The sequence below is a fragment of the Kitasatospora cathayae genome (assembly GCF_027627435.1).
GTDB lineage: Bacteria > Actinomycetota > Actinomycetes > Streptomycetales > Streptomycetaceae > Kitasatospora > Kitasatospora cathayae.
The window spans coordinates 4,510,152-4,532,810 of sequence record NZ_CP115450.1; the positions used below are offsets into that span (position 1 = coordinate 4,510,152).

The window sequence follows — 22,659 nt, forward strand, 5'->3', positions numbered from 1 at the left end:
ATGACCACCGAAGTTCGCTCGCTCCGCGAGTTCAAGATGCCCGACGTGGGCGAGGGCCTCACCGAGGCCGAGATCCTCAGCTGGTACGTCAAGCCCGGTGACACCGTCACCGACGGGCAGGTCGTGTGCGAGGTGGAGACCGCCAAGGCGGCGGTGGAGCTGCCGATCCCGTTCAACGGGGTCGTCGAGCAGCTCTTCTTCCCCGAGGGCGCGACGGTCGACGTCGGCACCGTGATCATCTCGGTGGCGGTGGCCGGGGAGGCGGGGGCCGCTCCGGCCGCCGCGCCGGCGCCCGCCGCTGCCGCCGTCCCTGCCGCTCCGGCGCCGGCCGCCGAGGCCGAGCCGGAGCGCCGGGAGGTGCTGGTCGGCTACGGCCCGCGCACCGGCACCGCCCAGCGCCGGGCCCGGCGGACGACCACCACCACGGCGACGGCCACCGCGCCGAAGCCCGCTCCGGTCGCCCCGGCCCCGGTGGCTCCGGCCCCGGTCGCCCCGGTGGCCGAAGTGCCGGTCGGCGCACGGCCGTTGGCCAAGCCGCCGGTGCGCAAGCTGGCCAAGGACCTCGGCATCGACCTGCGGGTCGTCACCCCGACCGGCCCGGACGGCGTGATCACCCGCGAGGACCTGCACGCCTACGCCGCGGCCCAGGCCGCTCCGGCGGCCCCGGCCGTCGAGCCGGTCGTGGTCGAGGCGGCCGAGGCCGCCGTGGCCCCGGCGCCGGTGCTCGGCGCGGGCGACGTCCGGGTGCCGATCAAGGGCGTCCGCAAGGCGACCGCCCAGGCGATGGTGGCCTCGGCCTTCACCGCCCCGCACGTCACCGAGTTCGTCCAGGTCGACGTGACCCGCACGATGAAGTTCGTCCGCAAGCTCAAGGAGAGCGGCGAGCTGGGCCGGGACGTCCGGGTCAGCCCGCTGCTGCTGGTCGCCAAGGCGCTGCTGGTGGCGATCAAGCGCCACCCGGAGATCAACGCCCAGTGGGACGAGGCGGCCCAGGAGATCGTGGTCAAGGGCCAGGTGAACCTCGGCATCGCCGCGGCCACCCCGCGCGGCCTGATCGTCCCGAACATCAAGGACGCCGGGTCCAAGACCCTTGCCGGCCTGGCCACTTCGCTCGGCGAGCTGGTCGAGACCGCGCGCCAGGGCAAGACCTCGCCGGCCGACATGCAGGGCGGCACGGTCACCATCACCAACGTCGGCGTCTTCGGCGTCGACACCGGCACCCCGATCCTCAACCCCGGCGAGGCGGCCATCCTGGCCTTCGGCGCGGTCCGGGAGCTGCCGTGGGTGCACAAGGGCAAGGTGGTCCCGCGCCAGGTGACCACGCTCGCGCTCTCCTTCGACCACCGGCTGGTGGACGGGGAGTTGGGCTCCAAGGTGCTGGCCGACATCGCCGGTCTGCTGGAGTTCCCGAAGCGCCTGATCACCTGGGGCTGACCGTCGGGTAGCACCGGGGAAGGGGCCCCGCCCCGCCCCGTCGTGCGGAGCGGGGCCCCTTCCGTCGTACCCGCCCGCGGGGGACGGGTACGGAGAGCCTTTTCCGGCGACGTCCGACGAGCGGTTTCGCGATACTGCCGGAATGACGGATGAACTGACGATCAGACCGGAGAAGACGGCGGTCGAGGGCGGGGAACGTCGGTCGCTGCGGGGGGACGTGTCGGCGCCGGCGCTGCTGGCGGGGCTGGTCTGCGTCGCGGTGTCCTTCTCCGGGCCGCTGGTGGTGGTGCTCGCGGCGGCCGCCGCCGGGCGGCTGGACGCGGCGCACACCGCGTCCTGGATCTGGGCGGTGGCGATCGGCAGCGGGGTGAGCGGCTTCGCGCTCAGCTGGTGGACCCGGACGCCGGTGGTCACCGCCTGGTCCACCCCGGGGGCCGCACTGCTGGTGACCAGCCTGGGCGACTACCCGTACCGGGAGGCGATCGGGGCGTTCCTGGTGAGCGCGGCGGTGGTGACGCTGTTCGGGGTGACCGGCTGGTTCGGCCGGCTGATCGCGGCGGTGCCGGTGGGGATCGTGAACGCGATGCTGGCGGGCATCCTGTTCTCCTTCGGCGCCGGGATCTTCGGCGCGGTGCACAGCGCGCCGGTGCTGGTGGTGGGCAGCTTCGCGGCCTTCCTGCTGGCCAAGCGGTACGCGCCCCGGTACGCCGTGCCGGTCGCACTGCTGGTCGGCGGGGTGCTGGCGGCGCTCACCGTCGGGCTGCCGCTGCACCCGGGCGCGGGCGGGCCGACCGTGCCGGTGCTGACGGCGCCGGCCTTCTCCTGGTCCGCGGTGGTGGGGCTGGCGCTGCCGCTCACCATCGTCGTACTGGCCTCGCAGAACGCCCCGGGCCTCGGGGTGATGCGGGCCTTCGGCTACCGGGCGGACGACCGGCTGCTGATCGGCTCCACCGGCGCGATGTCGCTGCTGATGGCGCCGTTCGGCTCGCCCGGGGTGAACCTGGCCGCGATCACCGCGGCGATCTGCTCGGGCCCGGAGGCCCACCCGGACCCGCGCCGCCGGTACGTCGCGGGGATGTCCTCGGGCGCGGGGTACGTGCTGGTGGGCAGCTTCGGCGGGGTGCTGGTGAGCCTGTTCACCGGGCTGCCGAAGGAGCTGATCGCGGTGATCGCCGGGGTCGCGCTGCTGGCCTCGCTGCAGGGCAGCCTGGCGGCGGCGGTCGCCGAGGAGCGCGGGCGGGACGCGGCGGTGGTGACCTTCCTGGCGAGCGCCTCGGGGATGAGCCTGTTCGGCATCGGCTCGGCCTTCTGGGGGCTGCTCTTCGGGCTCGGCACCCACCTCCTGCTGGACCTGGGGAAGCGCCCCCGCGGTGGGCGAGAAGATTGATTGGTATGACCGGGATGATGTGGATCGTTCGGCCAGGCCGGTGACATTTTCGTCCGCCGGTAGGGGCGACACGCCGGTCCGGGTACGTCTCCGCTCCACCACCCGGGCGACACCGGGTGACCGGAACCCCGAGGACGCACCCGTATGCCTGCTGGCAAGCCTGGCCGTCTCGTCCGGAGTCTGCCCGCCCTCGTCCTGGTGTCCACCGCCGTGCTCCCGGCCGCCCTGGAGCTGGTCAGCCCCTCGCCGTTCGGCGTGATCGGGCCGGGCATCCCCGTCGACCGGGCGGTGCCCCCGCACAGCGCGCTCCGCGCCGACCAGCGAATTCCCGCGGCCGCCCCGACCTTCGACATACGCCGGACGGGGGACCCGTCCAACCGGATCACCCTGGTCCTGCTCGGCGACGGCTACACCGCGGGCGAACAGGAGCTGTTCCGGCAACAGGCCGATAAGACCTGGCACGCCCTGATGGACATCGAGCCGTTCCGCACCTACCAGGGGTTCTTCAACATACGGCGGGTCGAGGTGGTCTCCCCGGTCTCCGGGATAGCCGAGACCGAGAGCCGCAGCCGGAACCTCGCCACCCCGCTGGGCATGCACTTCTGGTGCGAGGGCACCGCCCGGCTGCTCTGCGCCGACGAGGGCGCCACCGCCCGCTACGCCGGGGACGGCGCCGGGCCGCAGTACCTGATAGCGCTGGCCAACTCGACCGAGTACGGCGGCGCCGGGGGCACCGGGGTGACCACCCTGGCCGGGGGCAGCCCGGACGCCGGGCGGATCATCCAGCACGAGATCGGGCACACCGTGGGGGACCTCGGCGACGAGTACGACAGCGCCCCCGACGACGCCGACTACCCGAACCTCTCCACCCTCAACGCCGACGACATGCGGAAGAAGCGGACCAAGTGGTGGCGCTGGCTGGGCGCGGTGTCGCCGGACGGCGCCGGCACCGTCGGGGCGTACCGCAGCGCCAACGGCCTCTACCGGCCCACCCCCGACTCGGTGATGCGCACCCTGGGCAGCGCCTACAACCTGCCCTCGCGCGAGGCGATCATCGAGGAGCTGTACCGCAAGGTACGGCCGACCGACGTCCCCTCGCCGCCGCCCGGCGAGGTCACCGGGCGGCCCCGGCTGGACGTCCGGCCGGTGCCGCTGACCGGCTCCCGGCAGCTGAAGGTGGACTGGAAGGTGGACGGCGTCCCGGTCACCACGCAGGCCCCGGACAGCGGCTCGCTGGACACCGCGCTGCTCGACCTCGCCCCCGGCCGGACGGCGACCGTCACCGCGACCGTCCGGGACACCACGGACTGGGTGCGGGACGAGGCCTTCCGCGACCGCTACATGACCAGGTCGGTGTCCTGGACGGTCACCGGCTGAGCGGCCGTCCTCACCCCAGGCTGGGCCTCCCATCATGGGATGACTAACCTGGACGAACTATGACCGTGGAGCCAGCTCGTTCAGCCCCGTCCCTGTCCGTACCCGCTCCCCGAGCCACCACGGAGCCCCCGGCCGCCGCCCTTCCCGTAGCCGGCGGCGACCTTTCCGCCCCGCCCGGCGGGCGCGCGGCCTGGCTGGCCTGGTCCATCGGCGTCAGCGTGTACGTCCTGGCAGTCATCCACCGCACCAGCCTCGGGGTGGCCGGACTGGACGCCGCCGAGCGCTTCGGCATCGGCGCCTCGGCGCTGTCCACCTTCTCGATCCTCCAGGTGCTGGTCTACGCGGCCATGCAGGTCCCGGTCGGCCTGCTGGTCGACCGGTTCGGACCGCGCCGGGTGCTGCTGCTCGGCGTGCTGCTGCTGAGCACCGGCCAGCTGGCCTTCGCCTTCAGCTCCTCCTTCGGCCCGGCGCTGGCCTCCCGGGCGGTGCTCGGCTGCGGCGACGCGATGACCTTCATCAGCGTGCTGCGGATAGCCGCCCGGTGGTTCCCGGCGGCCAGGAACCCGTTCGTCGCCCAGCTGACCGGCCTGGCCGGGATGGGCGGCAACCTGGTCACCACCGTGGTGCTCGCCCAGGCGCTGCACAGCGAGGGCTGGACGCCCACCTTCACGGCGATCGCGCTGCTCGGCGTGGCGGTGTTCGCGCTGGTCGCGCTGTTCCTCAAGGACGCGCCGGTGGCCGCCGTACGACCGGTCGACCCGCCGGCCGCCCGCCCCAAGGTCCGACGGCAGGTCCTCGACTGCTGGCGGGAGCCGGGCACCCGGCTGGGCCTGTGGATCCACTTCACCACCCAGTTCCCCGGCAACGCCTTCGCCCTGCTCTGGGGCATGCCCTACCTGGTCGAGGCCCAGGGCATGTCCCGGGGTGAGGCGGGCGGGCTGCTGACCCTGCTGGTGCTCTCCAACATGAGCTGCGGGTTCCTCTTCGGCCGGCTGCTCTCCCGCTCGGCGCGGGCCCGGATGCCCATCGTGCTCACCGTCATCGCCACCACCGGCCTCGGCTGGGCGCTCGTCCTGGCCTGGCCCGGCGGACACCCGCCGATGTGGCTACTGGTCGGGATCATCCTGGTCATGGGCAGCAACGGCCCGGCCTCGCTGGTCGGCCTGGACTACGCACGCTCCCGCAATCCGGCCGAGCGGCTCGGCACCGCCTCCGGGCTCGTCAACATGGGCGGCTTCATCGGCACGATGGTCACCCTCCTCGGCATCGGGGTGCTCCTGGACGCCCTCTCCCCGGCCGGCGCCGAGGTGTACTCGGCCACCGCCTTCCGCTGGGCGTTCTGCTGGCAGTACGTGCCGCTGGCGGTGGGGACGCTGATGATCCTGCGGCTCCGGCGGAAGGTCGCTGCGGCCGGCGCATAGGGCTTCCGACCTGCGGAAATTCGGCCAACTATCACTGAAAGTGATGGTTGGCCGAATGCTACAACCCGAGGCCGCGGAGGACTTCGGTGATTTCTGGTGGTCGACCGTAGAGCTGGACCCGGTCAATGAGGCAGAGAACAGTGCCCTCCGGAGGCACGGTCGGTGACGGAGCTGGGCGGACCACTGGCTGCGGTTGCTCAGTTGCTGCTTCTCGGAGGCGGATCAGGTCCGCCAGCTTCAGCTTCGGGCAGCCCGGGACGACCCGGCTGCCGCGGATCCCGACCCGCTCCCCGCCCGGGCAGGCGAAGTACGCGCCGAACGGCGGTCCGCTGTCCTCCTCCCGGCTCGGCAGGTGAAGGACCATCTCCCCGTGCCGGCAGTGGACCGTCCCGTCCGAGTGGACGGTCAGGCCGGGCCAGTCCTCGTGGTCGATCTCCGCGACGATCCGCACCCGCTGGCCGATCGCCTCGGCCAGGGTCTCCGCCATCCGCCGCTGCTGGGTCGGGATGTCGGTGTCCCCTCGGCGGATGGACGGGAGCAGCTCTTCGGTGACCCAGTCCCTGAACGGTTTCGAGGACGTCTTGTTGGACCTCATCAGCAGCGAGTAGAGCCCCGCCTCACTCACCACGCGCAGGAATGGATTCCCACGGCCGTACAGTTTCTGACCTGCGGAGTCGCCGTAACCATCGCTTTTGGCGATGGTTACGAACCGCATGTCGACGGTGCGGTGCTGGCGATCCTCCAGCCTCTTGAGGGCATCGGCCGGGTTCTTTCGGCCCAGCACCCGACACACGTCCGCCGTGACGAACCACGGCTCCCCGTCGATCATCACGACGCGGATCGGCTGCCCCGTGACCGGGAAGCTCGACCGCACCAGCACCATCTCTTCCTGCTGTCCCTGTTCGTCGTCCATCAGGACGCTCCTCCTTCATCCGGGTGACGGCATGACTGCCCGGAGTAACGAGGCCGAACAGGTGAGGTGGCTGATGCGGGGTTGACGCATGGATGCACGAGTGGTGCCGACCCGGCGCACGGTCGTGCGTGTACGCCGGGTGGTGCGCGTCGTGCGCGCCGATGGACCTCAGATGGTGACGGAGAAGTTGGCGAGCACCCGCTCGGCCAGCTCCTTGTCGCCCTCGACGCTCACCGGGCCTGGCCGGCCGCGGCCGCAGGCGAGCCGGACGTAGGTCTCCCAGCCCATGGTGAGCTGGACGTCGGGGGCCAGGCTGATCGACTCGTCCACGCTGCCGCGGCCGGTGGAGTCCACCCGCACGGTGCGCAGGAACTCCACCGGGCCGGTCACGTCGACCACCAGCGTCGTCCCGGCCGGGGCGCCGGCCTGGCGGGCGACGGCCTTGGGCAGCAGCGCCAGCAGGAAGTCCCGGGCGACCAGCGCGCCGGGGGCGTCCAGGTTGCCGGGGGTGTCCAGGGCCCGGCGCAGGTCCTGCTCGTGCACCCAGACGTCGAAGGCCCGCAGGCGCAGCAGCTCGTGGTAGGGGATGTCCCTGGCCAGCGGCCCGGCCGGCGAGCGCACCGGTTCCCCGGGCGTCTGCTTGGCGTTCCGGAGCGCGCGGGAGCGACGGATGATCGTGTACTCCAGCTCGCTGGTCATCTCCAGCGCGGTGTGGCAGCGGCGCTTGTCGACCGGCAGTTCGACGTAGCGGGCGAACTCGGTGGTCACGTGGCGAAGGTCACGCGGCAGCGAGTGGATCGGGCGCGGGTCGCCGAGCAGCTCGGACTCGACCGCGATCACGTGCGAGATGACGTCCCGGACCGACCAGCCGGGGCACTCGGTGGCCCGGTTCCAGGAGCCTTCGGGGAGGGGGGCGACCAGCTCCGATATGGACTCGACGCTCTGCGTCCACGCCTCGGTGTAAGCCTGCACGGTCTGGTTGTCCGTCACGGGAATCTCCGGCCCTCCGTCAGCTTTCCTACGCTCCGCGCCCGGCCGTCGCGGTCGGCCGGGATGTCCGGCTTCCGGGCGCACACGCTAACCGCACGTTACGCTGCCGGGAGACAGCTGGGCAGCGCTTTCGGGTGACGATCGTAGGTCTCTTGCCGTGGACGGTGGTACTGTGCGCGCTTCATTGATCCAACTCGCGGTCTCCGACGCCGAGCCGCCCGCCGAACGGCGGGCCCGGGCGGCGTCGCTGGTACGGGCGCAGCGGGGCGCCGACCTGGTGGTGCTACCGGAGCTGTGGCCGCTAGGCGGCTTCGCCCACGACCTCTGGTCGGCGGGTGCCGAGACGCTGGACGGGCCCACCTCGGACGCGATGGCTTCGGCCGCCCGGGCCGCCGGGGTCTGGCTGCACGCCGGTTCGATCGTCGAACGCGACCCGGACGGTCCGATCTACAACACCTCGATGGTGTTCGCCCCGGACGGCGAGCTGGTGCACACCTACCGCAAGATCCACCGCTTCGGCTTCGACAGCGGCGAGGCGGTGGTGATGGGCGCCGGGCAGGAGATCGTCACGGCGCCCACCGAGTTCGGCACCCTGGGCCTGGCCACCTGCTACGACCTGCGCTTCCCGGAGCTGTTCCGGGCGCTGCTGGACGCCGGCGCCCAGCTGCTGGTGGTCCCGGCGGCCTGGCCGGCCAAGCGGCGCGAGCACTGGACGCTGCTGGCCCGGGCCCGGGCGCTGGAGGAGCAGGCCTTCGTACTGGCCTGCAACACCGCCGGGACGCACGCCGGGGTCGAGCAGGCCGGGCACAGCGTCGTGGTGGACCCGTGGGGCCAGGTGCTGGCCGAGGCGGGGGCGGGCGAGGAGGTGCTGACCGTGGAGTTCGACCCGGCCGAGGTGGGCCGGGCGCGCGAGGACTTCCCGGTGCTGCGGGACCGCCTGCTCGGCATTCCGGCTCCCGTCCAACGCTAGGGCGTGGGTCGGGAGGGTTGGTTCGTACCTGCTCCGGGTCGGTTTGAGAAGATGAGCACTCGTCGTGTTCCCTGCCGCCGGCCGGCCGGTCCGTCGCGGGTCGGCACGGCGGCCCGCCCGAGGAGGTCGCGCGCATGTCCGGCACCGGCGCTGGCGACACCCCCCGCCCCGTCATCCACCGCAACAGCCTGCGCGAGCAGATCGCCGGCGCGCTGCGCGAGGAGATGATGGCCGGCCGGCTGGAGGCCGGCCGCAACTTCACCGTCAAGGAGATCGCCGAGTCGTACGGCGTCTCCGCGACCCCGGCCCGCGAGGCGCTGGTCGACCTCGGCGCGCAGGGGCTGCTGCGGACCGAGCACCACCGCGGCTTCACCGTGCCGGAGCTGTGCTGGGACGACTTCCTGGAGATCTTCGAGTCCCGGGTGCTGCTCACCGACAGTTTCCACCGCCAGTTCTCCACCCGTCGGGCGCTGCCCGACCTCACCCGGCTGCCCTCGCTGCGCCGCCGGGCCGACGCTGCGGTGCGGGCCGCCCGAGCCGGGAACCTGGACGTGATGGTGGGCTGCGACCGCCGGTTCTGGCAGGAGGTCTCGGCCCTGCTCGGCAACCGCCGGATCGGCGACTACCTGGACTGGCTGCGGGTGCAGTCCTGGATGTTCGCCGCGCCCTACCTGCGCGCGATGCCCACCCTGGCGGGGGTCTGCTGGGACCGCCACCTGGACCTGGTGGAGGCGGTCGGCTCCCACGACCTGGTCGGCGCGCACCGGATCGTCTGCGAGTACAACCTGTTCACCGCCCGGCTGCTGGCCGGGCTGGCCGGGCAGCCGCTGGAGTCGGTGACGGTGCTCGGGCTGCTGACCGAGGCCGTCGGCGGGGAGCCGCTGCCCGTCCCGGTCGAGCCGCCGGCGCTGCGGCCGTCACCCCCGTCGGCAGCCGAGCCCGCGCCGGAACCGCGGCCCGCGCCCGCGCCCGAGCCTGGCGGAGCCCGGTCGGGGCCGCCCCGGCGGGGCGACGAGGTCGGCCGGGAGCTGGGCCGCGAACTGGGCCTCGGCCTCGGCCTGGTGCCGCAACCGCGCTGGGTGCCGTACACCCGGTTCGGCCGGCGGCTGCCCGAGCCGCCCCCCGAGACTCCGCAGGGACGGCCCGATCCGCACCCGGCCCCGGGCCGGTAGGGTGGGCGGTCGTCGAACCGGGTGCCCCGCGCGGGCCCTCCGGGTACCGACTCCGCCCCCGTCGTCGCCCCGCCCCCGCGGGCGATCCCGCCGTCCGGAGAGGAACTGCCGGCCATGGCCTGCGACCTCTGGCTCGTCCCGCTGGTGGACGTGCTGAGCCACAGCCCCGACAACCCCTTCCGGGACGACCTCGCGCTCTACAACGCGGTGCTGACCTCGCGCGGGCTGCCCGAGGTGCCGGTCTACCAGTTCGTCCCCGGGCTGAGCGGAGCGGTCGAGCCGATAGCCGCCTTCGACTACGACTCGCTGCACTTCCTGCGCCGCGCCTACCTGTTGGGCCTCACCGGCCTGGACATCACCCCGGTCGACGCGCTCGGCGGCGACTACGAGCAGCTGCTGGAGATGTTCGAGGGCAGCGCCGAACAGTCCCACCTGGTCTGGCACTTCGACCACGCCGGCGCGTACGTGCCGATCGAGTTCCCGGTCCCGCTGGTGGACGAGGTGCTGCTCGCCTCGGGCGGCCCGCTCGGCTCCAGCCACGGGCTGCTGCGCGAACTGCAGGCGGTGGCACCGGCGCTGGGCATCGACCCGCTCAACCCGCCGGACCCGACCCGGCCGCTCGGCCCGACCGGCCTGGAGCAGCCGTTCGGGCCGCCGATCGACGACCTGCACCCCTTCGCCCGGGAGCGGCACGCCTGGTCCGGCCTGTACGCGGCGGCGACCAGGAGCGTCAGCCAGGGATCGATGATCGTCTTCGCGTAGTGCCGGTTCGCGGCGGGCCCGCAGCCGGAGTCAGCGCAGCGGCCCCTCCGGCGGCCGCTGACGCGGCATGGTGGGCCTGGTCCCCGGCGGCGGCAGCACCCGCACCTGGGCGCCCACCCCGGGCTCGGTGCGCCCGCCCCACGACCCCGCGGACTGGGTGGGCAGCTGGGTCATCGACGCGCGGAACTCGAGCATCCACTCCGAGGTCTCGGTGCGGACCACGTCCGAGACGTCCTCGCAGAATCGGCGCAGCACGCCCAGGCAGCGCTCGGCGGCCTCGCCCGCGGTGCCCTCGGTCGGGCCGAGCACCTCGCGCACGCACTCCGACGCCCAGTCGAACTGGAAGGCCTCCAGCCGGCGTTGCAGCGCCTGTGCGGTGGAGACGTCCCGCATCCAGCCGGAGGTGAGCCCGAAGGCCCGGTCGGCGCCGTAGCAGGCGACGGAGAGCGCGAGGCCCACGTAGCCCCAGCTGGTGGCGTGCGCGACGGCGCCGGTCAGGCCCACCAGCGGGGCGGTCACCCCGCCCACCGCGAAGCCGGCCGACCCGAAGCGCAGCAGGCGCGCCCAGCGGCGCTTCCAGACCCGGTCCCGGCGGTACCACTCGATGGCCTCTACCGCCCGCTCCTCGGACCAGCGGTAGAGCTCCTCCAGCCGTTCGGCGGGCTCGCCCCAGTCCCCGAGCGGGAACTGGCGGGCGCTCAGATCGGTCCGGCGGCGGGTGGAGGCCCGCCGGACCACGGCTGCGGCGGGCTGGTCCTCCTCGCCGATCTCCTTGCCCCAGGCACTCTCCTCGGGCTGCATTTCCGGCTGGCTCACCTGTGGGGCTCCCTGTGGCGGGCGGGCGGCTTGGTCTGTCGGCGCATCGGCTGACGTGACGTCTGCCGGTGGTTGTCCAACAGCACTTCTTACCGCCAAATGGCTGACCGTGGGGGGCTTCCCCGGTGATCGTTACCGGTTTCGGCCACCGGAACCCGAGGTGGGACGGTTGCGGGGCACGGCGAGATTTCACCCGTCCGAGCGAGGCCCGGGCGACCCGCCGTCCTGACCCGGAGACCCGCCGCGCATCCGGACCGCCCGGGTTTGGAGGATCCTCCGACGTGGTCGGCGTACGGACCGCTTCTGCTGGAGGATCCGACGAGGCCGGGGAGCGGCCGGAACAGGCCACCGACTACGCTGCCTGGCGTGAAGGTCCTCGTCATCGGCGGCGGCGCCCGCGAACACGCCCTGTGCCGCTCCCTGTCCCAAGATCCCTCCGTGACCGAGCTGCACTGTGCCCCGGGCAACGCCGGGATCGCCCAGGTGGCGACGGTCCACCCGGTCGACCAGCTGGACGGCGCCCAGGTCGTCGATCTGGCCGCGAAGCTCGGCGCCGACCTGGTCGTCGTCGGCCCCGAGGCCCCGCTGGTGGCCGGCGTCGCCGACGCCGTGCGCGCGGCCGGCATCCCGGTCTTCGGCCCCTCCGGCGCGGCCGCGCAGCTGGAGGGCTCGAAGGCCTTCGCCAAGGACGTGATGGCCGGCGCCGGCGTGCCCACCGCCCGCTCCTACGTCTGCACCACCCCCGAGGAGGCCGCCGAGGCGCTGGACGCCTTCGGCGCCCCGTACGTGGTCAAGGACGACGGCCTGGCGGCCGGCAAGGGCGTCGTGGTCACCTCCGACCGCGCGGCCGCGCTGGCGCACGCCGCCTCCTGCGAGCGCGTGGTCATCGAGGAGTACCTGGACGGCCCCGAGGTCTCGCTGTTCGCGATCACCGACGGCACCACCGTGCTGCCGCTGCAGCCCGCGCAGGACTTCAAGCGCGCGCTGGACGGCGACGAGGGCCCCAACACCGGCGGCATGGGCGCCTACTCGCCGCTGCCCTGGGCGCCGGCCGGGCTGGTCCAGGAGGTCCTGGACACCGTCCTGCAGCCGACCGTGGACGAGCTGCGCCGGCGCGGCACCGAGTTCTCCGGCCTGCTGTACGCGGGCCTGGCGCTCACCTCGCGCGGCACCCGGGTGATCGAGTTCAACGCCCGTTTCGGCGACCCGGAGACCCAGGTCGTGCTGGCCCGGCTGCGCACCCCGCTGGCCGGCGTCCTGCTGGCCTCCGCCACCGGCACCCTGGACCAGCTGGAGCCGCTGCGCTGGGACGAGGGAGCGGCCGTCACCGTGGTCGTCGCCTCCGAGGGCTACCCGGCCGCGCCGCGCACCGGCGACCCGATCGAGGGCCTGGCCGAGGCCGAGGCGGACGGCACCGCGTACGTGCTGCACGCCGGGACGAAGGCGGACCAGGACGGCCGGGTGCTGAGCGCCGGCGGCCGCGTCCTGTCGGTCACCGCGACCGGCGCCGACCTGGCCGAGGCCCGCGAGCGCGCGTACGCGGCCGTGGACCGGATCTCGCTCAAGGGCGGCCAGCACCGCACCGACATCGCGCTGAAGGCGGCCACCGCCTGAGCCACCCGCGCTCCCCGTCGGCCCCCGTGCGAACCGCTCGCACGGGGGCCGTTTCCGTACGGCGAGCGAGCCGAAGGGGCGCGCCGGTGCCGAAAGGGAGAAGCGGGGGAGCGCCGACCGGCGGCACCGGGTCGGAGCGCCCCGGAGGCGAGCGAGCCCCAGGAAGGAGGAAACAACCCGCAGGGCGCAGCGCCTGCGGCGTTTCCGGGGCGGGAGTGGTTCCGGGGGCCGACGCACCGTTCGGCGGGCGGATTCCAGCCCATCGGGTGACAGCAACCGCATCCAGCTGACGTAACCGGGCGCCCGGCCTTATGGTGCGCTGGATCGCCGTGCGACGGGGCCGTGCGCCGGGGTCGCCGCCGGGTAGCGGCGCGCCCGCGGGGGGATGCTGGACGGCGATCGGCCGGGCGGTCGCCCGGTGCTTCGCACCGGACCGATCGCGGGCGTCCGGGCGGCGTCACCGGGACGACCGGGCGGCGTCACCGGGACGAGTGGAAACCGGGGCGATCCGGAACACCCGCCCGGACCGGGGCGTCGAAAATGTCAGTAGCGCCACACAGCATGCACTGCCGGGGATCGGACGCCTCCGCTTCCCGGTCGGAACTGATCGTTTCGAGTCGGCTCAGGGCCCGTAGGCGGGCGCCCGAGGGCTCCGAAGGGGGTGCCGCACCGTATGGCCGTCGACACCGCGCGCGCTCACGCCCAAGCGGTCCTGCGGGTCCGGGGCCTCGCCCTGGCCGCCGCCGCGCTGCCCGCCGCCGTCGCGGCGGTCCTGCTCGCCGGCCGGTTCACCGGCCGGATCGGGGCACCCGGCTCCTCCGACACCGCCGGGTGGGACGCCGCCCGCTGGGTGGTCTGCGCGCTCGCCGCGCTCACCCTGCTGGTGGCCGGGCTGACCGCTCGCGCCCTGCGCCGAGCCGTCCCGCCGCAGACCCCCGCCGTACCGGTCGAGCGCGCCGCGGCCCCCGAGCTGTACCGGCTGATCGACGAACTGGCCGACCGGCTGGACGTCCCCGCGCCCTCAGCCGTGGCCCTCACCCCGGACTGCGACAGCTGGCTGGAGGACGTCCCGCCGCCGCTGCGCCCCCGCCCGTCGCGGCCGCACCCCGGGGCGCCCGCGCCGGTGCTGGTGATCGGCTCGCCCTTCCTCTGGTGGATGCGGTCCGGTGAGCTACGCGCCCTGCTCGCCCCCGTGGTGGCCGGCACCGCCGCCTCCGCGGACCCGGAGATCGCCGCCGCCCGCCGCTTCCTGCGCGGCCTGGACGCCTGCCTGGACTCCGGGCCGGGCGCGGCCCCCGGCCTCGGCGGCGGCACCCTGGCTCCCCCGCCCGCCCCGCCCCGCCGCGGTCCGGCCGGGCTCGCCGACCGGATCGCCCGGCGGATCACCCGCCGGCTGCTGGGCGCCTGCCGCGGCCACTCCGCCGAACTGGAGCGGTCGGTCGCGAGCTGGGCCTCCGAGCACGCCCGGACCGTCGACTACGGCCTGCGGATCGCCGCCCAGGAGCAGGTCGGCCTGGCCTACGCCGGCTGGGACCGGCTGCTCACCCGGGTCGCGCTGCCCGCCTGGCGGCTCGGCCGCCACCCCGCGCACCTGAACGCCGGCGTGGTCGCCGCGCTCACCGAGCTGTCCCGCCGCGACCGGCTGGCCGACGGCTACGGCACCCGGCTCGGCGACCGCCCCGCCTGCGACCTGCTGGAGGAGCCCGGCGCGGTCGACCGGGCGGTCTCCCGGCTCGCCGCCGAGCTGTTCTTCGGCCGACCGGCGGCCGGCGCCTGGCACGAGCTGGAGTGGACCGAGTACCCGGCCGAGGTGGTGGACGCCGGCTGGCGGGCCCGGGCCGCCGCCCTGCAGTGCGCCCTGGACCGGCTGGCCCCGCAAGCCCGCCCGGGCGCCCCGACCCTCACCCGGCTGCTGGCCCGGCTCGCCGACGGCGACGGCGAGCAGCTGGCCGCCGCCCTGGCCGCCCAGCTCGCCCGCACCACCACCCCGGCCCCGCTGCTCGAACCCGACCGCACCGGCCGCGACCTGCTGGTCGACCACGTCACCGCGATGGTCTGCTGCGCCGCCGTGGACACCGCCGGCGGCGCCCCAGGCCTGGACTGGCTGGACGGCCCGGTGCTGCTGCTCGGCGGGGTCCGCCGCACCGACCTGGCCGTCCCGGTCGCCCAGGCCGTCGAGCAGGGCCAGGACGGCCCGCTGCGCGCCTGGCTGGACGCCGCCGAGGTCCGGCTGGAGAAACCCGTACGGCTGTAGGGCGTGTCCGACGATTCCCACCGGCGCGCGAATCGTCCGACACGCCCTGGCGTCGCTGCGGCCCCGGGCGGCGCTCGACGCTCCCGCACGCGCCCCCGGGAGCCTCGGCCGCCGGTCGTCTCCGCAGGCCGGAGGCCCTGTCCCGGAGGCCCGCGAGATTCCCGACACCAATTGCTACCGTGGGGTGACGGAGCGCCAGCACTGTGTGGTGTATTAGACCGCACGCACATCCGGGGGGCACGTGCCAGCGAGGGATTCACGGAAGTGCACCTGGGAGGGGCGCGTGGGGACCGAACTCAACCGCCGCTGGGAGTCGGGCACGCACGCCTACAGCGTCTCCGACCCCTTCGGTCAGGGCCCGCTGCCCTGGCTGCGCAGCCCCGACCAGTACCTGGCCGGGGTGGAGGGCGCCGTGCCCTGGTACGTCTCGGTGGACGCGCCCGGCCAGCAGCCGCTGTCGGCGGGCGTGCGCCCCAAGCCGCCGGTCGGCACCCCGCAGAGCTCCAACGACGTGGACCAGCAGATCAAGGGCTTCGCCTCGGCCGGAGTGATCCGCCCCGGCGGCTCGGTGGACTTCCGGGTCACCGTCAACCCGCCCCGCGAGTTCACCGTGGACGTCTACCGGATCGGCCACTACGGCGGCGACGGCGCCCGCCACATGACGTCCAGTCCGCTGATCGCCGGACTGGCCCAGCCCGCCCCGCTGGTGGTGGAGCGGACGGTCTCCTGCCACCACTGGTGGCACTCCTGGCGGCTGCAGGTCCCGGCGCACTGGAAGCCCGGCGCGTACGTCGCCGTGCTGACCACCGCGGACATGCTGCACCGCAGCCACGTCCCCTTCACCGTGCGGGACTTCGCGGACCAGGGGCGCAAGGCCGAACTGCTCCTGGTGCTCCCGGACGTGACCTGGCAGGCGTACAACCTGTTCCCCGAGGACGGCCGCACCGGCGCCAGCCTCTACCACGCCTGGGACGGCCGGGGCGGTCTGGTCGGCGAGCCCGAGGCGGCCGTCACGGTCTCCTTCGACCGCCCGCACGCCACCGCCGGGCTGCCGCTGCACGTCGGCCACGCGTACGACTTCATCCGCTGGGCCGAGCGCTACGGTTACGACCTCTCCTACGCCACCGCCACCGACCTGCACGCCGGCCTGGTGGACCCGTCGGAGCACCGGGCGCTGGTCTTCCCCGGCCACGACGAGTACTGGTCCGAGCCGATGCGCCGGGCCGCCGAGCGGGCCCGGGACGGCGGCACCTCGCTGGTCTTCCTGTCCGCCAACACCATGTACTGGCGGGTCGAGCTGACCGCCGCCGCCTCCGGCGAGCCGAACCGGCTGCTGAACTGCCGCAAGCGGCAGAAGGTCGCGCCGGGCAGTCCGGCCGCCGGGGTGCCCGGCGCGGCCAGCGCGCTGTGGCGGGACGCGGGCGAGCCCGAGCAGCACCTGCTCGGGGTGCAGTACTCGGGCCGGGTCGCCGCGCCCGTCCCGCTGGTCGCCCGGCACACCTCGCACTGGCTCTGGGACGGCACCGGGCTGCAGGAGGGCGACGAGCTGCCCGGCCTGGTCGCGGGGGAGGCCGACCGGTACTACCCCAAGGTCGCGCTGCCCGACCACACCGAGCGGGTGCTGCTGGCCCACTCGCCGTACCGGGACCTGGTCGGTCGCACCCGCTACCAGGAGACCTCGCTGTACCGGGCGCCCAGCGGCGCGTACATCTTCGCGGCCGGCACCTTCGCCTGGTCGCCCGCCCTCGGCCGCCCCGGACTCACCGACGAACGGGTCCAGCGGGCCACCGCCAACCTGCTGGACCGGCTCTGCAAGAACTGAGACCGGGCGGGCGTGAAAGACTGCAGGGGCAGTGACCTCCCCTTTCGCGGTGCCCCACGCCCGTGAACGACCCCTGAGGACTGAACACCTTGAGCGGATTTGTCACCAAGCCCGAGCCCGTCCAGGTACCCGGCCTGGTCCACCTGCACACCGGCAAGGTGCGCGACCTGTACCGCACCGAGTCGGGCGAGCTGGTGATGGTCGCCAGCGACCGGATGTCCGCCCACGACTGGGTGCTGCCGAACGAGATCCCGGACAAGGGCCGGGTGCTCACCCAGCTCTCGCTGTGGTGGTTCGAGCGGATCGCCGACATCGTCCCCAACCACGTGATCTCCACCGAGGTCCCGGTGGGCGCCCCCGCCGACTGGAAGGGCCGCACGCTGATCTGCAAGAACCTGGACATGATCCCGGTCGAGGCGGTCGCCCGCGGCTACCTGGCCGGCTCCGGCCTGACCGAGTACCAGGAGAGCCGCACGGTCTGCGGCATCGCCCTGCCGGAGGGCCTGGAGAACAGCTCCGAGCTGCCCGCCCCGATCTACACCCCGGCCCTCAAGGCCGAGGTCGGCGAGCACGACGAGAACGTCCCGTACGAGGAGACCGCCCGCCGGATCGGCGCCGAGCTGGCCGCCCAGGTGCGCCGTACCACCCTGGACGTCTACGCCAGGGCCCGGGACATCGCCCGCGACCGCGGCATCATCCTGGCCGACACCAAGTTCGAGTTCGGCCTGCTGGACGGCGAGCTGGTGATCGGCGACGAGGTGCTCACCCCGGACTCCTCCCGCTACTGGCCGGCCGACGAGTACCGGCCGGGCCGCTCGCAGGCGTCCTTCGACAAGCAGCTGATCCGCGACTGGCTGGTCTCCCCGGCCTCCGGCTGGGACCGCTACAGCGAGCAGCCGCCGCCGGAGCTGCCCGCCGAGGTCGTCGAGCAGACCCGGGCCAAGTACATCGAGGTCTACGAGCGGCTGACCGGCACCAGCTGGGTCTGAGTCGCACGAGCGAGGCCCGCGAGCTAGATCCAGCCGTGCTCGCGGGCTATCCGCACCGCCGCGTGCCGGTTCTCCGCGCCCAGCTTGTTGGCCGCGGAGGACAGGTAGTTGCGCACGGTGCCCTGGGACAGCCCGGCCCGCTCGGCGATCTCCGCGATCGGGGTGCCGTCCGCGGCCAGCTCCAGGACGTCCGTCTCGCGCGGGGTCAGCGGGGTCTCCCCGGCGCTGATCGCGTCCGCCGCCAGCTCCGGGTCCACGTACCGGCCGCCGGAGTGCACGGTGCGGATGATGCCGGCCAGGTCGGCCGCCGAGACGGTCTTCGGCAGGAAGCCGCGCACCCCGACCTCCAGCGCCCGCTTGAGGTAGCCGGGGCGGCCGTGACCGGTGACGATCATGCAGCGGCAGTCCGGCAGCAGCCGGCGCAGCTCGGTGGCCACCTCGATGCCGTCCCGGCCGGGCATCTGCAGGTCCAGCACCGCGATGTCCGGCCGGTGCGCCCGGGCCATCGCCAGGGCTTCCGGGCCGGAGCCGGCCTGGGCGACCACCTCGATGTCGTCCTCCAGTGAGAGCAGCGCGGCCAGCGCGCCGCGGATCAGGTGCTCGTCGTCGGCGAGCAGGACGCGGACGGGTGCGGTGTCGGTCATCGGGCGGCCTTCCTCGGCAGCGGGGTTCAGAGCGGTACGGCCGGCAGCGGGGTTCAGAGCGGTACGGCGGCGAGCACCCGGAAGGTGCCCGGCGCTGCCGTCGGGACGGTCAGTTCACCGTCGTGGGCGGCCAGCCGTTCGCGCAGGCCGCGCAGCCCGGTGCCGGCGCCCGGGGAGGGGACCGGGACCTCCGGCACCCCGTCGTTCTCCAGTTCCAGCACCGCCCGGCCGTCCTCCCGCCGCAGCCGGATCAGGCAGTGGGCGGCCTCGCTGTGCCGCAGCACGTTGGTGGTGGCTTCCCGGATGACCCAGCCGAGCACCGACTGCACCGGCAGCGGCAGTCCGTCGGCGTGCTCGCCGAGGTCGATCTCGCAGGCGACGTCGGCGGCGCGCAGTACCGCCCGGGCGCCGATCGCCTCGGCGTGCAGGTCGGCGGTGCGGTAGCCGCGGATGACGTCCCGGACCTCGCGCTGCGACTCCTGGGCGATCCTCTGCACCTCGGCCATCTGTTCGGCGGCCTCCGGGCGCCCGCGCCGGGCGAGCTGGACGGCGAGTTCGCTCTTCAGCGCGATGGTGGTGAGGTTGCGGCCCATCACGTCGTGCAGGTCGCGGGAGAACCGCAGCCGCTCCTCGGCGACGGCCAGCCGGGACTGCGCCTCGCGGGCGGCGTCCAGCTCCCAGACGACGGCGGTCACCCAGGCGAAGCTGCGGCAGCTGCCGATCAGGACGAGCGTGCCGATGACCGCGCCGCACACCCACCCGAAGGTGCTGGCGGGGCTGACGCCGGCCAGCAGCATCGCGGGGGAGACCATGAGCGGCAGACCGGCGGCGGCAAGGAAGGCCCAGCGCAACCGCAGGCTCACCCCCGTGGGGCCTGCGGTTGCTCCCACCAGGGAGGCGGCGATCACCAAGGTGAACGGCGGGCCCGGGTGGAGGGGCAGCCCGTCGGATGACGGGCCGAGCAGGAGGACGGTCCAGGAACCGGCCACGGTCAGGACGGCGTTGACGACCAGCCAGCGCCGGTACGTGCTGGGCCGCCCCAGGTAGTGGTCGAGCGAGGTCCGGTACGCCCGGAGCGTGACCAGGGTGGAGGCGAGCGAGAGCACCAGGGCTACCTGGGCGACGGTGGTCGAGTCCTGGACCCTCGCGGCGGAGGCAGTGGACAGCAGGTTTATCGGCAGCATGATCCACGCCACCAGGTAGAGCGACCAGCGGAAGTACAGCTCGGCGCGTTGCGGCTTGCCGTAGCCCTTCCAGCGGCGGATCGGCCCCCGGACCATCGCAGTGTCCCCCGTCTGATCACGATCGTGTCGCTGCCTTCATATCAGAGGTGGAACGGGGGCAGATCCTGCGGATTCCTGCGTGCCGAGATCAGCGGCGCGGTTCCCAGCGGAAGTACCGCACCGCGCCCCAGACGGCGAGACCGAGCCAGACCGCGCCGGTGACCAGGTGCGGGGCGGCGGCGCCCCAGCTGCCGAGGAAGCCGGTCGCGGCGGCGGAGCCGTCGGTGCCGAACCAGCCGACCCGGATCAGCTGGAAGGCCGGGGTGGTCGGCAGCAGGCGGCAGACGTCGGCCAGCTGCGAGGGCATGACCTCCAGCGGGACGAACAGGCCGGAGCCGAACTGCATGACCAGCATGACCGGCAGGGTGGTGATGCCCGCGCTCTCCACGGTCCTGGTGAAGGCGCTGGACAGCGCGGCCAGGGCGATCATGGTGGCCAGCAGCACCAGCAGACCGACCAGCATCAGCACCGGGTTGACCGGCACGGCCAGGTGCAGGCCGACGCTGCCGCCGATCCCGATCAGGGCGGCCATGAAGAGCCCGAGGGCGAGCGAGGGGACGGCCGTGCCGAGCAGGATCTCCAGATCCTTGGCCTCGCCGGTGCGCAGCCGCTTGAGCACCAGCTCGCCGCGCCGTCCGACGTACGCGACGGACAGGTTGTAGTACACGACGAAGGCCAGGATCATCCCGACCGAGCCGTAGATCAGCAGCGAGTGGACGTCCAGCCCGGGGTTGTTCTCGGACTGCTTCTTGAGCATCCCCTGCAGGGTGCTGATCAGCACCACCGGCAGCACCACGGCGGTGAACAGCGCGGTGCGGTTGCGCAGCAGCAGGTTGGCCTCGGCCCGGCCGAGGGCGAGCAGTCGGCCGGCCGTGGTGCTCGGCGGACCGCTGACGGTGTCGGGGGCGGTGGCGGCGGTGGTCATCGGGCGGATCCGATCAGGCGGCGGCGGGCGGGACGGGTGGCGGCGGGGGTCTGCGGCGGGGCCTGGTGGGCGGCCTCGGAGGCGATGGCGAGGAAGGCCTCCTCCAGCGAGGCGCTGCGGGCGTCCAGGGCGCCGAGGGCGATCCCGTGGTGCCGGGCCCAGCCGAGCAGGTCGGTGAGGGTGTCCTGGAGGCCGACGCTCTGCACGGTGACCTTGCGGCCGTCGACGGTGACCTCGGCGCCGGGCAGGAGGGGCAGCGCGGCGCCGGTGAACTCCGGGAGCTCGAAGGTGATCCGGGAGGGCCGGCCGGCGATCACCTCGGCGACCGTGCCGGTGGTGACGACCTGGCCGCCGTGCATGATGGCCAGCCGGTCGGCGAGCTCCTCGGCCTCCTCCAGGTAGTGGGTGGTGAGCAGCACCGTGGTGCCCTGGGCGCGCAGCTCGCGGACCAGCCGCCAGACGGCGGCGCGCGCCTCCGGGTCGAGGCCGGTGCTGGGCTCGTCCAGGAACAGCACCTCGGGGCGGCCGAGCAGGGCCATCGCGAGGTCGAGCCGGCGCCGTTCGCCGCCGGACAGCTGCTTGACCCGGACGCCGGCCCGGTGGCCGAGGCCGACCAGCTCCAGCGCCTCCGCGACCGGGCGGGCGCCGCTGGTCATCCCGGCCCAGGTGCGGCCGGTCTCGGCGGCGGTGAGCTCGCCGGGGAAGCCGCCCTCCTGGAGCATGATGCCGATCCGCGGCCGGACGGCGGCGCGGTCCCGGAAGGGGTCGTGGCCGAGCACCCGGACGGTGCCGCGGCCGGGCGCGGCCAGGCCCTCGATGACCTCCATGGTGGAGGTCTTGCCGGCGCCGTTGGTGCCGAGCAGGGCGAACAGCTCGCCGCGGCCGACGGTCAGGTCGACGCCGCGGACGGCGTGGTACTCGGTGGCGCCGGTGCCGTAGTGGCGGTGCAGGTCGGTGACCTCGATCACGCTGTCGCCGGGGCGGGCGGGCTCGCTCGTTTCCATGCCCCAAGCCTTCCGCCGCCCCGGTCGCGCGGGCAGTGCGCGCCGTCATGACTCGGTGGTGCGGATCCACGGGTCGGCGATGACAAATGTCATGGGGAGGAGCAGCACGAATACGCCGAAGGCCCCCTCGATCGAGGGGGCCTTCGTTCTGGAGCGGACGACGAGATTCGAACTCGCGACCCTCACCTTGGCAAGGTGATGCTCTACCAACTGAGCCACGTCCGCATGGTCAAACTATTGAGTTGTGCTGTGCTCGCGCACTGCGAGCGGACGACGAGATTCGAACTCGCGACCCTCACCTTGGCAAGGTGATGCTCTACCAACTGAGCCACGTCCGCGTGGTGCCCGGTGGGGCACCCGCCGCCTCTTCGGATCTCTCCGTTGCGGCGACGAGGAATACTCTACAGCATCGTTCGGGGTGGTCGCCCCACCCTTTCGGTCCGGGCGGGCAGGGCGACCGGGGCGGTGCCCCGACGGGGTCAGTTCGCCTCGGCGAACGCCTCGTACACGTGCTTGGGGATCCGGCCGCGGGCCGGCAGTTCCATCCCGCGCGACAGGGCCCAGGCGCGCACGGCGGCCGGGTCCGGGGTGAGCGCGGTGCGGCGGAAGGACTTTCCGGTGCGGCTCTGGCGCCGGCCGGCCGCGACGAACGGGGCGAGGGCCTCCCGCAGCTTTTCCGCGTTGTCCACGGACAGGTCGATCTCGTACGACTTCCCGTCGACGCCGAAGTGGACGGTTTCCGCGGCGGCGCCGCCGTCCAGGTCGTCGGAGAGCGTGACAACTACACGCTGAGCCATGGGTGTCAATCCTCTCGGGCAATTCGGCCGTCGGTTCACGGAGTGCGCCCCGTGGCCTGATGTGCACCAACTCGCGCAAGCGCAC

Annotated in this window: 19 protein-coding genes and 2 tRNA genes; 11 read left to right on the plus strand and 10 right to left on the minus strand. The window is 73.8% G+C overall.

Annotation, left to right across the window (positions count from 1 at the left end; genetic code table 11):
• From O1G21_RS20015 to O1G21_RS20030, 4 genes are all read left to right on the plus strand, one after another.
• The gene (locus O1G21_RS20015) at positions 1 to 1,434 is read left to right on the plus strand and encodes a dihydrolipoamide acetyltransferase family protein (RefSeq protein ID WP_270145738.1); all 1,434 of its coding nucleotides are present in this window, start codon (positions 1 to 3) and stop codon (positions 1,432 to 1,434) included.
• Positions 1,435 to 1,576: 142 nt separating this feature from the next.
• Positions 1,577 to 2,821 carry a benzoate/H(+) symporter BenE family transporter gene (locus O1G21_RS20020; protein ID WP_270145740.1) on the plus strand — a complete coding sequence of 415 codons (1,245 nt, stop codon included), beginning with the start codon at positions 1,577 to 1,579 and terminating at the stop codon, positions 2,819 to 2,821.
• Positions 2,822 to 2,965: 144 nt separating this feature from the next.
• A complete protein-coding gene (locus tag O1G21_RS20025) occupies positions 2,966 to 4,198 on the plus strand; it encodes a M64 family metallopeptidase (protein WP_270145742.1) in 1,233 nt (410 codons plus the stop codon).
• Between the two features lie 59 nt (positions 4,199 to 4,257).
• Positions 4,258 to 5,619 carry an MFS transporter gene (locus O1G21_RS20030; RefSeq protein ID WP_270145744.1) on the plus strand — a complete coding sequence of 454 codons (1,362 nt, stop codon included), beginning with the start codon at positions 4,258 to 4,260 and terminating at the stop codon, positions 5,617 to 5,619.
• 58 nt (positions 5,620 to 5,677) lie between these two features.
• Here O1G21_RS20030 and O1G21_RS20035 read toward each other — a convergent pair whose 3' ends face one another.
• The gene (locus O1G21_RS20035) at positions 5,678 to 6,532 is read right to left on the minus strand and encodes a BRO-N domain-containing protein (protein WP_270145745.1); all 855 of its coding nucleotides are present in this window, start codon (positions 6,530 to 6,532) and stop codon (positions 5,678 to 5,680) included.
• Positions 6,533 to 6,700: 168 nt separating this feature from the next.
• Positions 6,701 to 7,522: a maleylpyruvate isomerase family mycothiol-dependent enzyme gene (locus O1G21_RS20040; protein ID WP_270145746.1), complete on the minus strand. Its 822-nt coding sequence runs from the start codon at positions 7,520 to 7,522 to the stop codon at positions 6,701 to 6,703.
• Positions 7,523 to 7,694: 172 nt separating this feature from the next.
• Here O1G21_RS20040 and O1G21_RS20045 point away from each other — a divergent pair, with 172 nt between their 5' ends.
• The 3 genes from O1G21_RS20045 to O1G21_RS20055 all read left to right on the plus strand — a co-directional run bounded on the left by O1G21_RS20045 (position 7,695) and on the right by O1G21_RS20055 (position 10,426).
• Positions 7,695 to 8,492 carry a carbon-nitrogen family hydrolase gene (locus O1G21_RS20045; RefSeq protein WP_270145748.1) on the plus strand — a complete coding sequence of 266 codons (798 nt, stop codon included), beginning with the start codon at positions 7,695 to 7,697 and terminating at the stop codon, positions 8,490 to 8,492.
• Between the two features lie 134 nt (positions 8,493 to 8,626).
• Entirely contained in the window at positions 8,627 to 9,664 is a 1,038-nt protein-coding gene (locus tag O1G21_RS20050) for a GntR family transcriptional regulator (protein ID WP_333493480.1), read from the plus strand.
• A 114-nt stretch (positions 9,665 to 9,778) separates the two neighbouring features.
• A complete protein-coding gene (locus O1G21_RS20055) occupies positions 9,779 to 10,426 on the plus strand; it encodes a hypothetical protein (protein WP_270145750.1) in 648 nt (215 codons plus the stop codon).
• A gap of 30 nt (positions 10,427 to 10,456) precedes the next feature.
• Here the strand turns inward: O1G21_RS20055 and O1G21_RS20060 are convergent, their stop codons facing one another.
• A complete protein-coding gene (locus tag O1G21_RS20060) occupies positions 10,457 to 11,242 on the minus strand; it encodes an SLATT domain-containing protein (protein ID WP_270145752.1) in 786 nt (261 codons plus the stop codon).
• Between the two features lie 366 nt (positions 11,243 to 11,608).
• On the opposite strand from O1G21_RS20060, the gene purD reads away from it, so the two are divergent.
• From purD to O1G21_RS20080, 4 genes are all read left to right on the plus strand, one after another.
• Entirely contained in the window at positions 11,609 to 12,856 is a 1,248-nt protein-coding gene (gene purD, locus O1G21_RS20065) for a phosphoribosylamine--glycine ligase (RefSeq protein WP_270145754.1), read from the plus strand.
• Between the two features lie 673 nt (positions 12,857 to 13,529).
• A complete protein-coding gene (locus O1G21_RS20070) occupies positions 13,530 to 15,110 on the plus strand; it encodes a M48 family metalloprotease (RefSeq protein ID WP_270145756.1) in 1,581 nt (526 codons plus the stop codon).
• Positions 15,111 to 15,393: 283 nt separating this feature from the next.
• Positions 15,394 to 16,932 (plus strand): N,N-dimethylformamidase beta subunit family domain-containing protein, encoded by a 1,539-nt coding sequence (locus tag O1G21_RS20075; protein ID WP_270145757.1) that lies wholly within the window; start codon positions 15,394 to 15,396, stop codon positions 16,930 to 16,932.
• Positions 16,933 to 17,021: 89 nt separating this feature from the next.
• Positions 17,022 to 17,921 (plus strand): phosphoribosylaminoimidazolesuccinocarboxamide synthase, encoded by a 900-nt coding sequence (locus tag O1G21_RS20080; RefSeq protein ID WP_270145758.1) that lies wholly within the window; start codon positions 17,022 to 17,024, stop codon positions 17,919 to 17,921.
• A gap of 23 nt (positions 17,922 to 17,944) precedes the next feature.
• Here O1G21_RS20080 and O1G21_RS20085 read toward each other — a convergent pair whose 3' ends face one another.
• The 7 genes from O1G21_RS20085 to O1G21_RS20115 all read right to left on the minus strand — a co-directional run bounded on the left by O1G21_RS20085 (position 17,945) and on the right by O1G21_RS20115 (position 22,574).
• Positions 17,945 to 18,565: a response regulator transcription factor gene (locus O1G21_RS20085; protein ID WP_270145760.1), complete on the minus strand. Its 621-nt coding sequence runs from the start codon at positions 18,563 to 18,565 to the stop codon at positions 17,945 to 17,947.
• A 53-nt stretch (positions 18,566 to 18,618) separates the two neighbouring features.
• Positions 18,619 to 19,845, minus strand: coding sequence for a sensor histidine kinase (locus tag O1G21_RS20090; RefSeq protein WP_270145762.1), 1,227 nt, complete (start codon positions 19,843 to 19,845; stop codon positions 18,619 to 18,621).
• Positions 19,846 to 19,936: 91 nt separating this feature from the next.
• Complete coding sequence (locus O1G21_RS20095; RefSeq protein WP_270145764.1) at positions 19,937 to 20,773, minus strand: ABC transporter permease; 837 nt, start codon at positions 20,771 to 20,773, stop codon at positions 19,937 to 19,939.
• Entirely contained in the window at positions 20,770 to 21,777 is a 1,008-nt protein-coding gene (locus O1G21_RS20100) for an ABC transporter ATP-binding protein (RefSeq protein WP_270145766.1), read from the minus strand. The genes O1G21_RS20095 and O1G21_RS20100 overlap by 4 nt, the downstream gene beginning before the upstream one ends.
• A gap of 149 nt (positions 21,778 to 21,926) precedes the next feature.
• Positions 21,927 to 22,002, minus strand: a tRNA-Gly gene (locus O1G21_RS20105).
• 40 nt (positions 22,003 to 22,042) lie between these two features.
• A tRNA-Gly gene (locus O1G21_RS20110) sits at positions 22,043 to 22,115 on the minus strand.
• Between the two features lie 141 nt (positions 22,116 to 22,256).
• Positions 22,257 to 22,574 carry a histone-like nucleoid-structuring protein Lsr2 gene (locus O1G21_RS20115; protein ID WP_030056585.1) on the minus strand — a complete coding sequence of 106 codons (318 nt, stop codon included), beginning with the start codon at positions 22,572 to 22,574 and terminating at the stop codon, positions 22,257 to 22,259.
• Positions 22,575 to 22,659 lie beyond the last annotated feature (85 nt).

Bases quoted from the DNA above. Each gene is read 5' to 3' on its own strand.
- O1G21_RS20115 (WP_030056585.1), bottom strand. From the start codon at position 22,574: ATGGCTCAGCGTGTAGTTGTCACGCTCTCCGACGACCTGGACGGCGGC.
- O1G21_RS20070 (WP_270145756.1), top strand. From the start codon at position 13,530: ATGGCCGTCGACACCGCGCGCGCTCACGCCCAAGCGGTCCTGCGGGTC.
- O1G21_RS20085 (WP_270145760.1), bottom strand. From the start codon at position 18,565: ATGACCGACACCGCACCCGTCCGCGTCCTGCTCGCCGACGACGAGCAC.
- O1G21_RS20100 (WP_270145766.1), bottom strand. From the start codon at position 21,777: ATGGAAACGAGCGAGCCCGCCCGCCCCGGCGACAGCGTGATCGAGGTC.
- O1G21_RS20095 (WP_270145764.1), bottom strand. From the start codon at position 20,773: ATGACCACCGCCGCCACCGCCCCCGACACCGTCAGCGGTCCGCCGAGC.
- O1G21_RS20015 (WP_270145738.1), top strand. From the start codon at position 1: ATGACCACCGAAGTTCGCTCGCTCCGCGAGTTCAAGATGCCCGACGTG.
- O1G21_RS20020 (WP_270145740.1), top strand. From the start codon at position 1,577: ATGACGGATGAACTGACGATCAGACCGGAGAAGACGGCGGTCGAGGGC.
- O1G21_RS20035 (WP_270145745.1), bottom strand. From the start codon at position 6,532: ATGGACGACGAACAGGGACAGCAGGAAGAGATGGTGCTGGTGCGGTCG.
- O1G21_RS20050 (WP_333493480.1), top strand. From the start codon at position 8,627: ATGTCCGGCACCGGCGCTGGCGACACCCCCCGCCCCGTCATCCACCGC.
- O1G21_RS20090 (WP_270145762.1), bottom strand. From the start codon at position 19,845: ATGGTCCGGGGGCCGATCCGCCGCTGGAAGGGCTACGGCAAGCCGCAA.
- O1G21_RS20055 (WP_270145750.1), top strand. From the start codon at position 9,779: ATGGCCTGCGACCTCTGGCTCGTCCCGCTGGTGGACGTGCTGAGCCAC.
- O1G21_RS20025 (WP_270145742.1), top strand. From the start codon at position 2,966: ATGCCTGCTGGCAAGCCTGGCCGTCTCGTCCGGAGTCTGCCCGCCCTC.
- O1G21_RS20030 (WP_270145744.1), top strand. From the start codon at position 4,258: ATGACCGTGGAGCCAGCTCGTTCAGCCCCGTCCCTGTCCGTACCCGCT.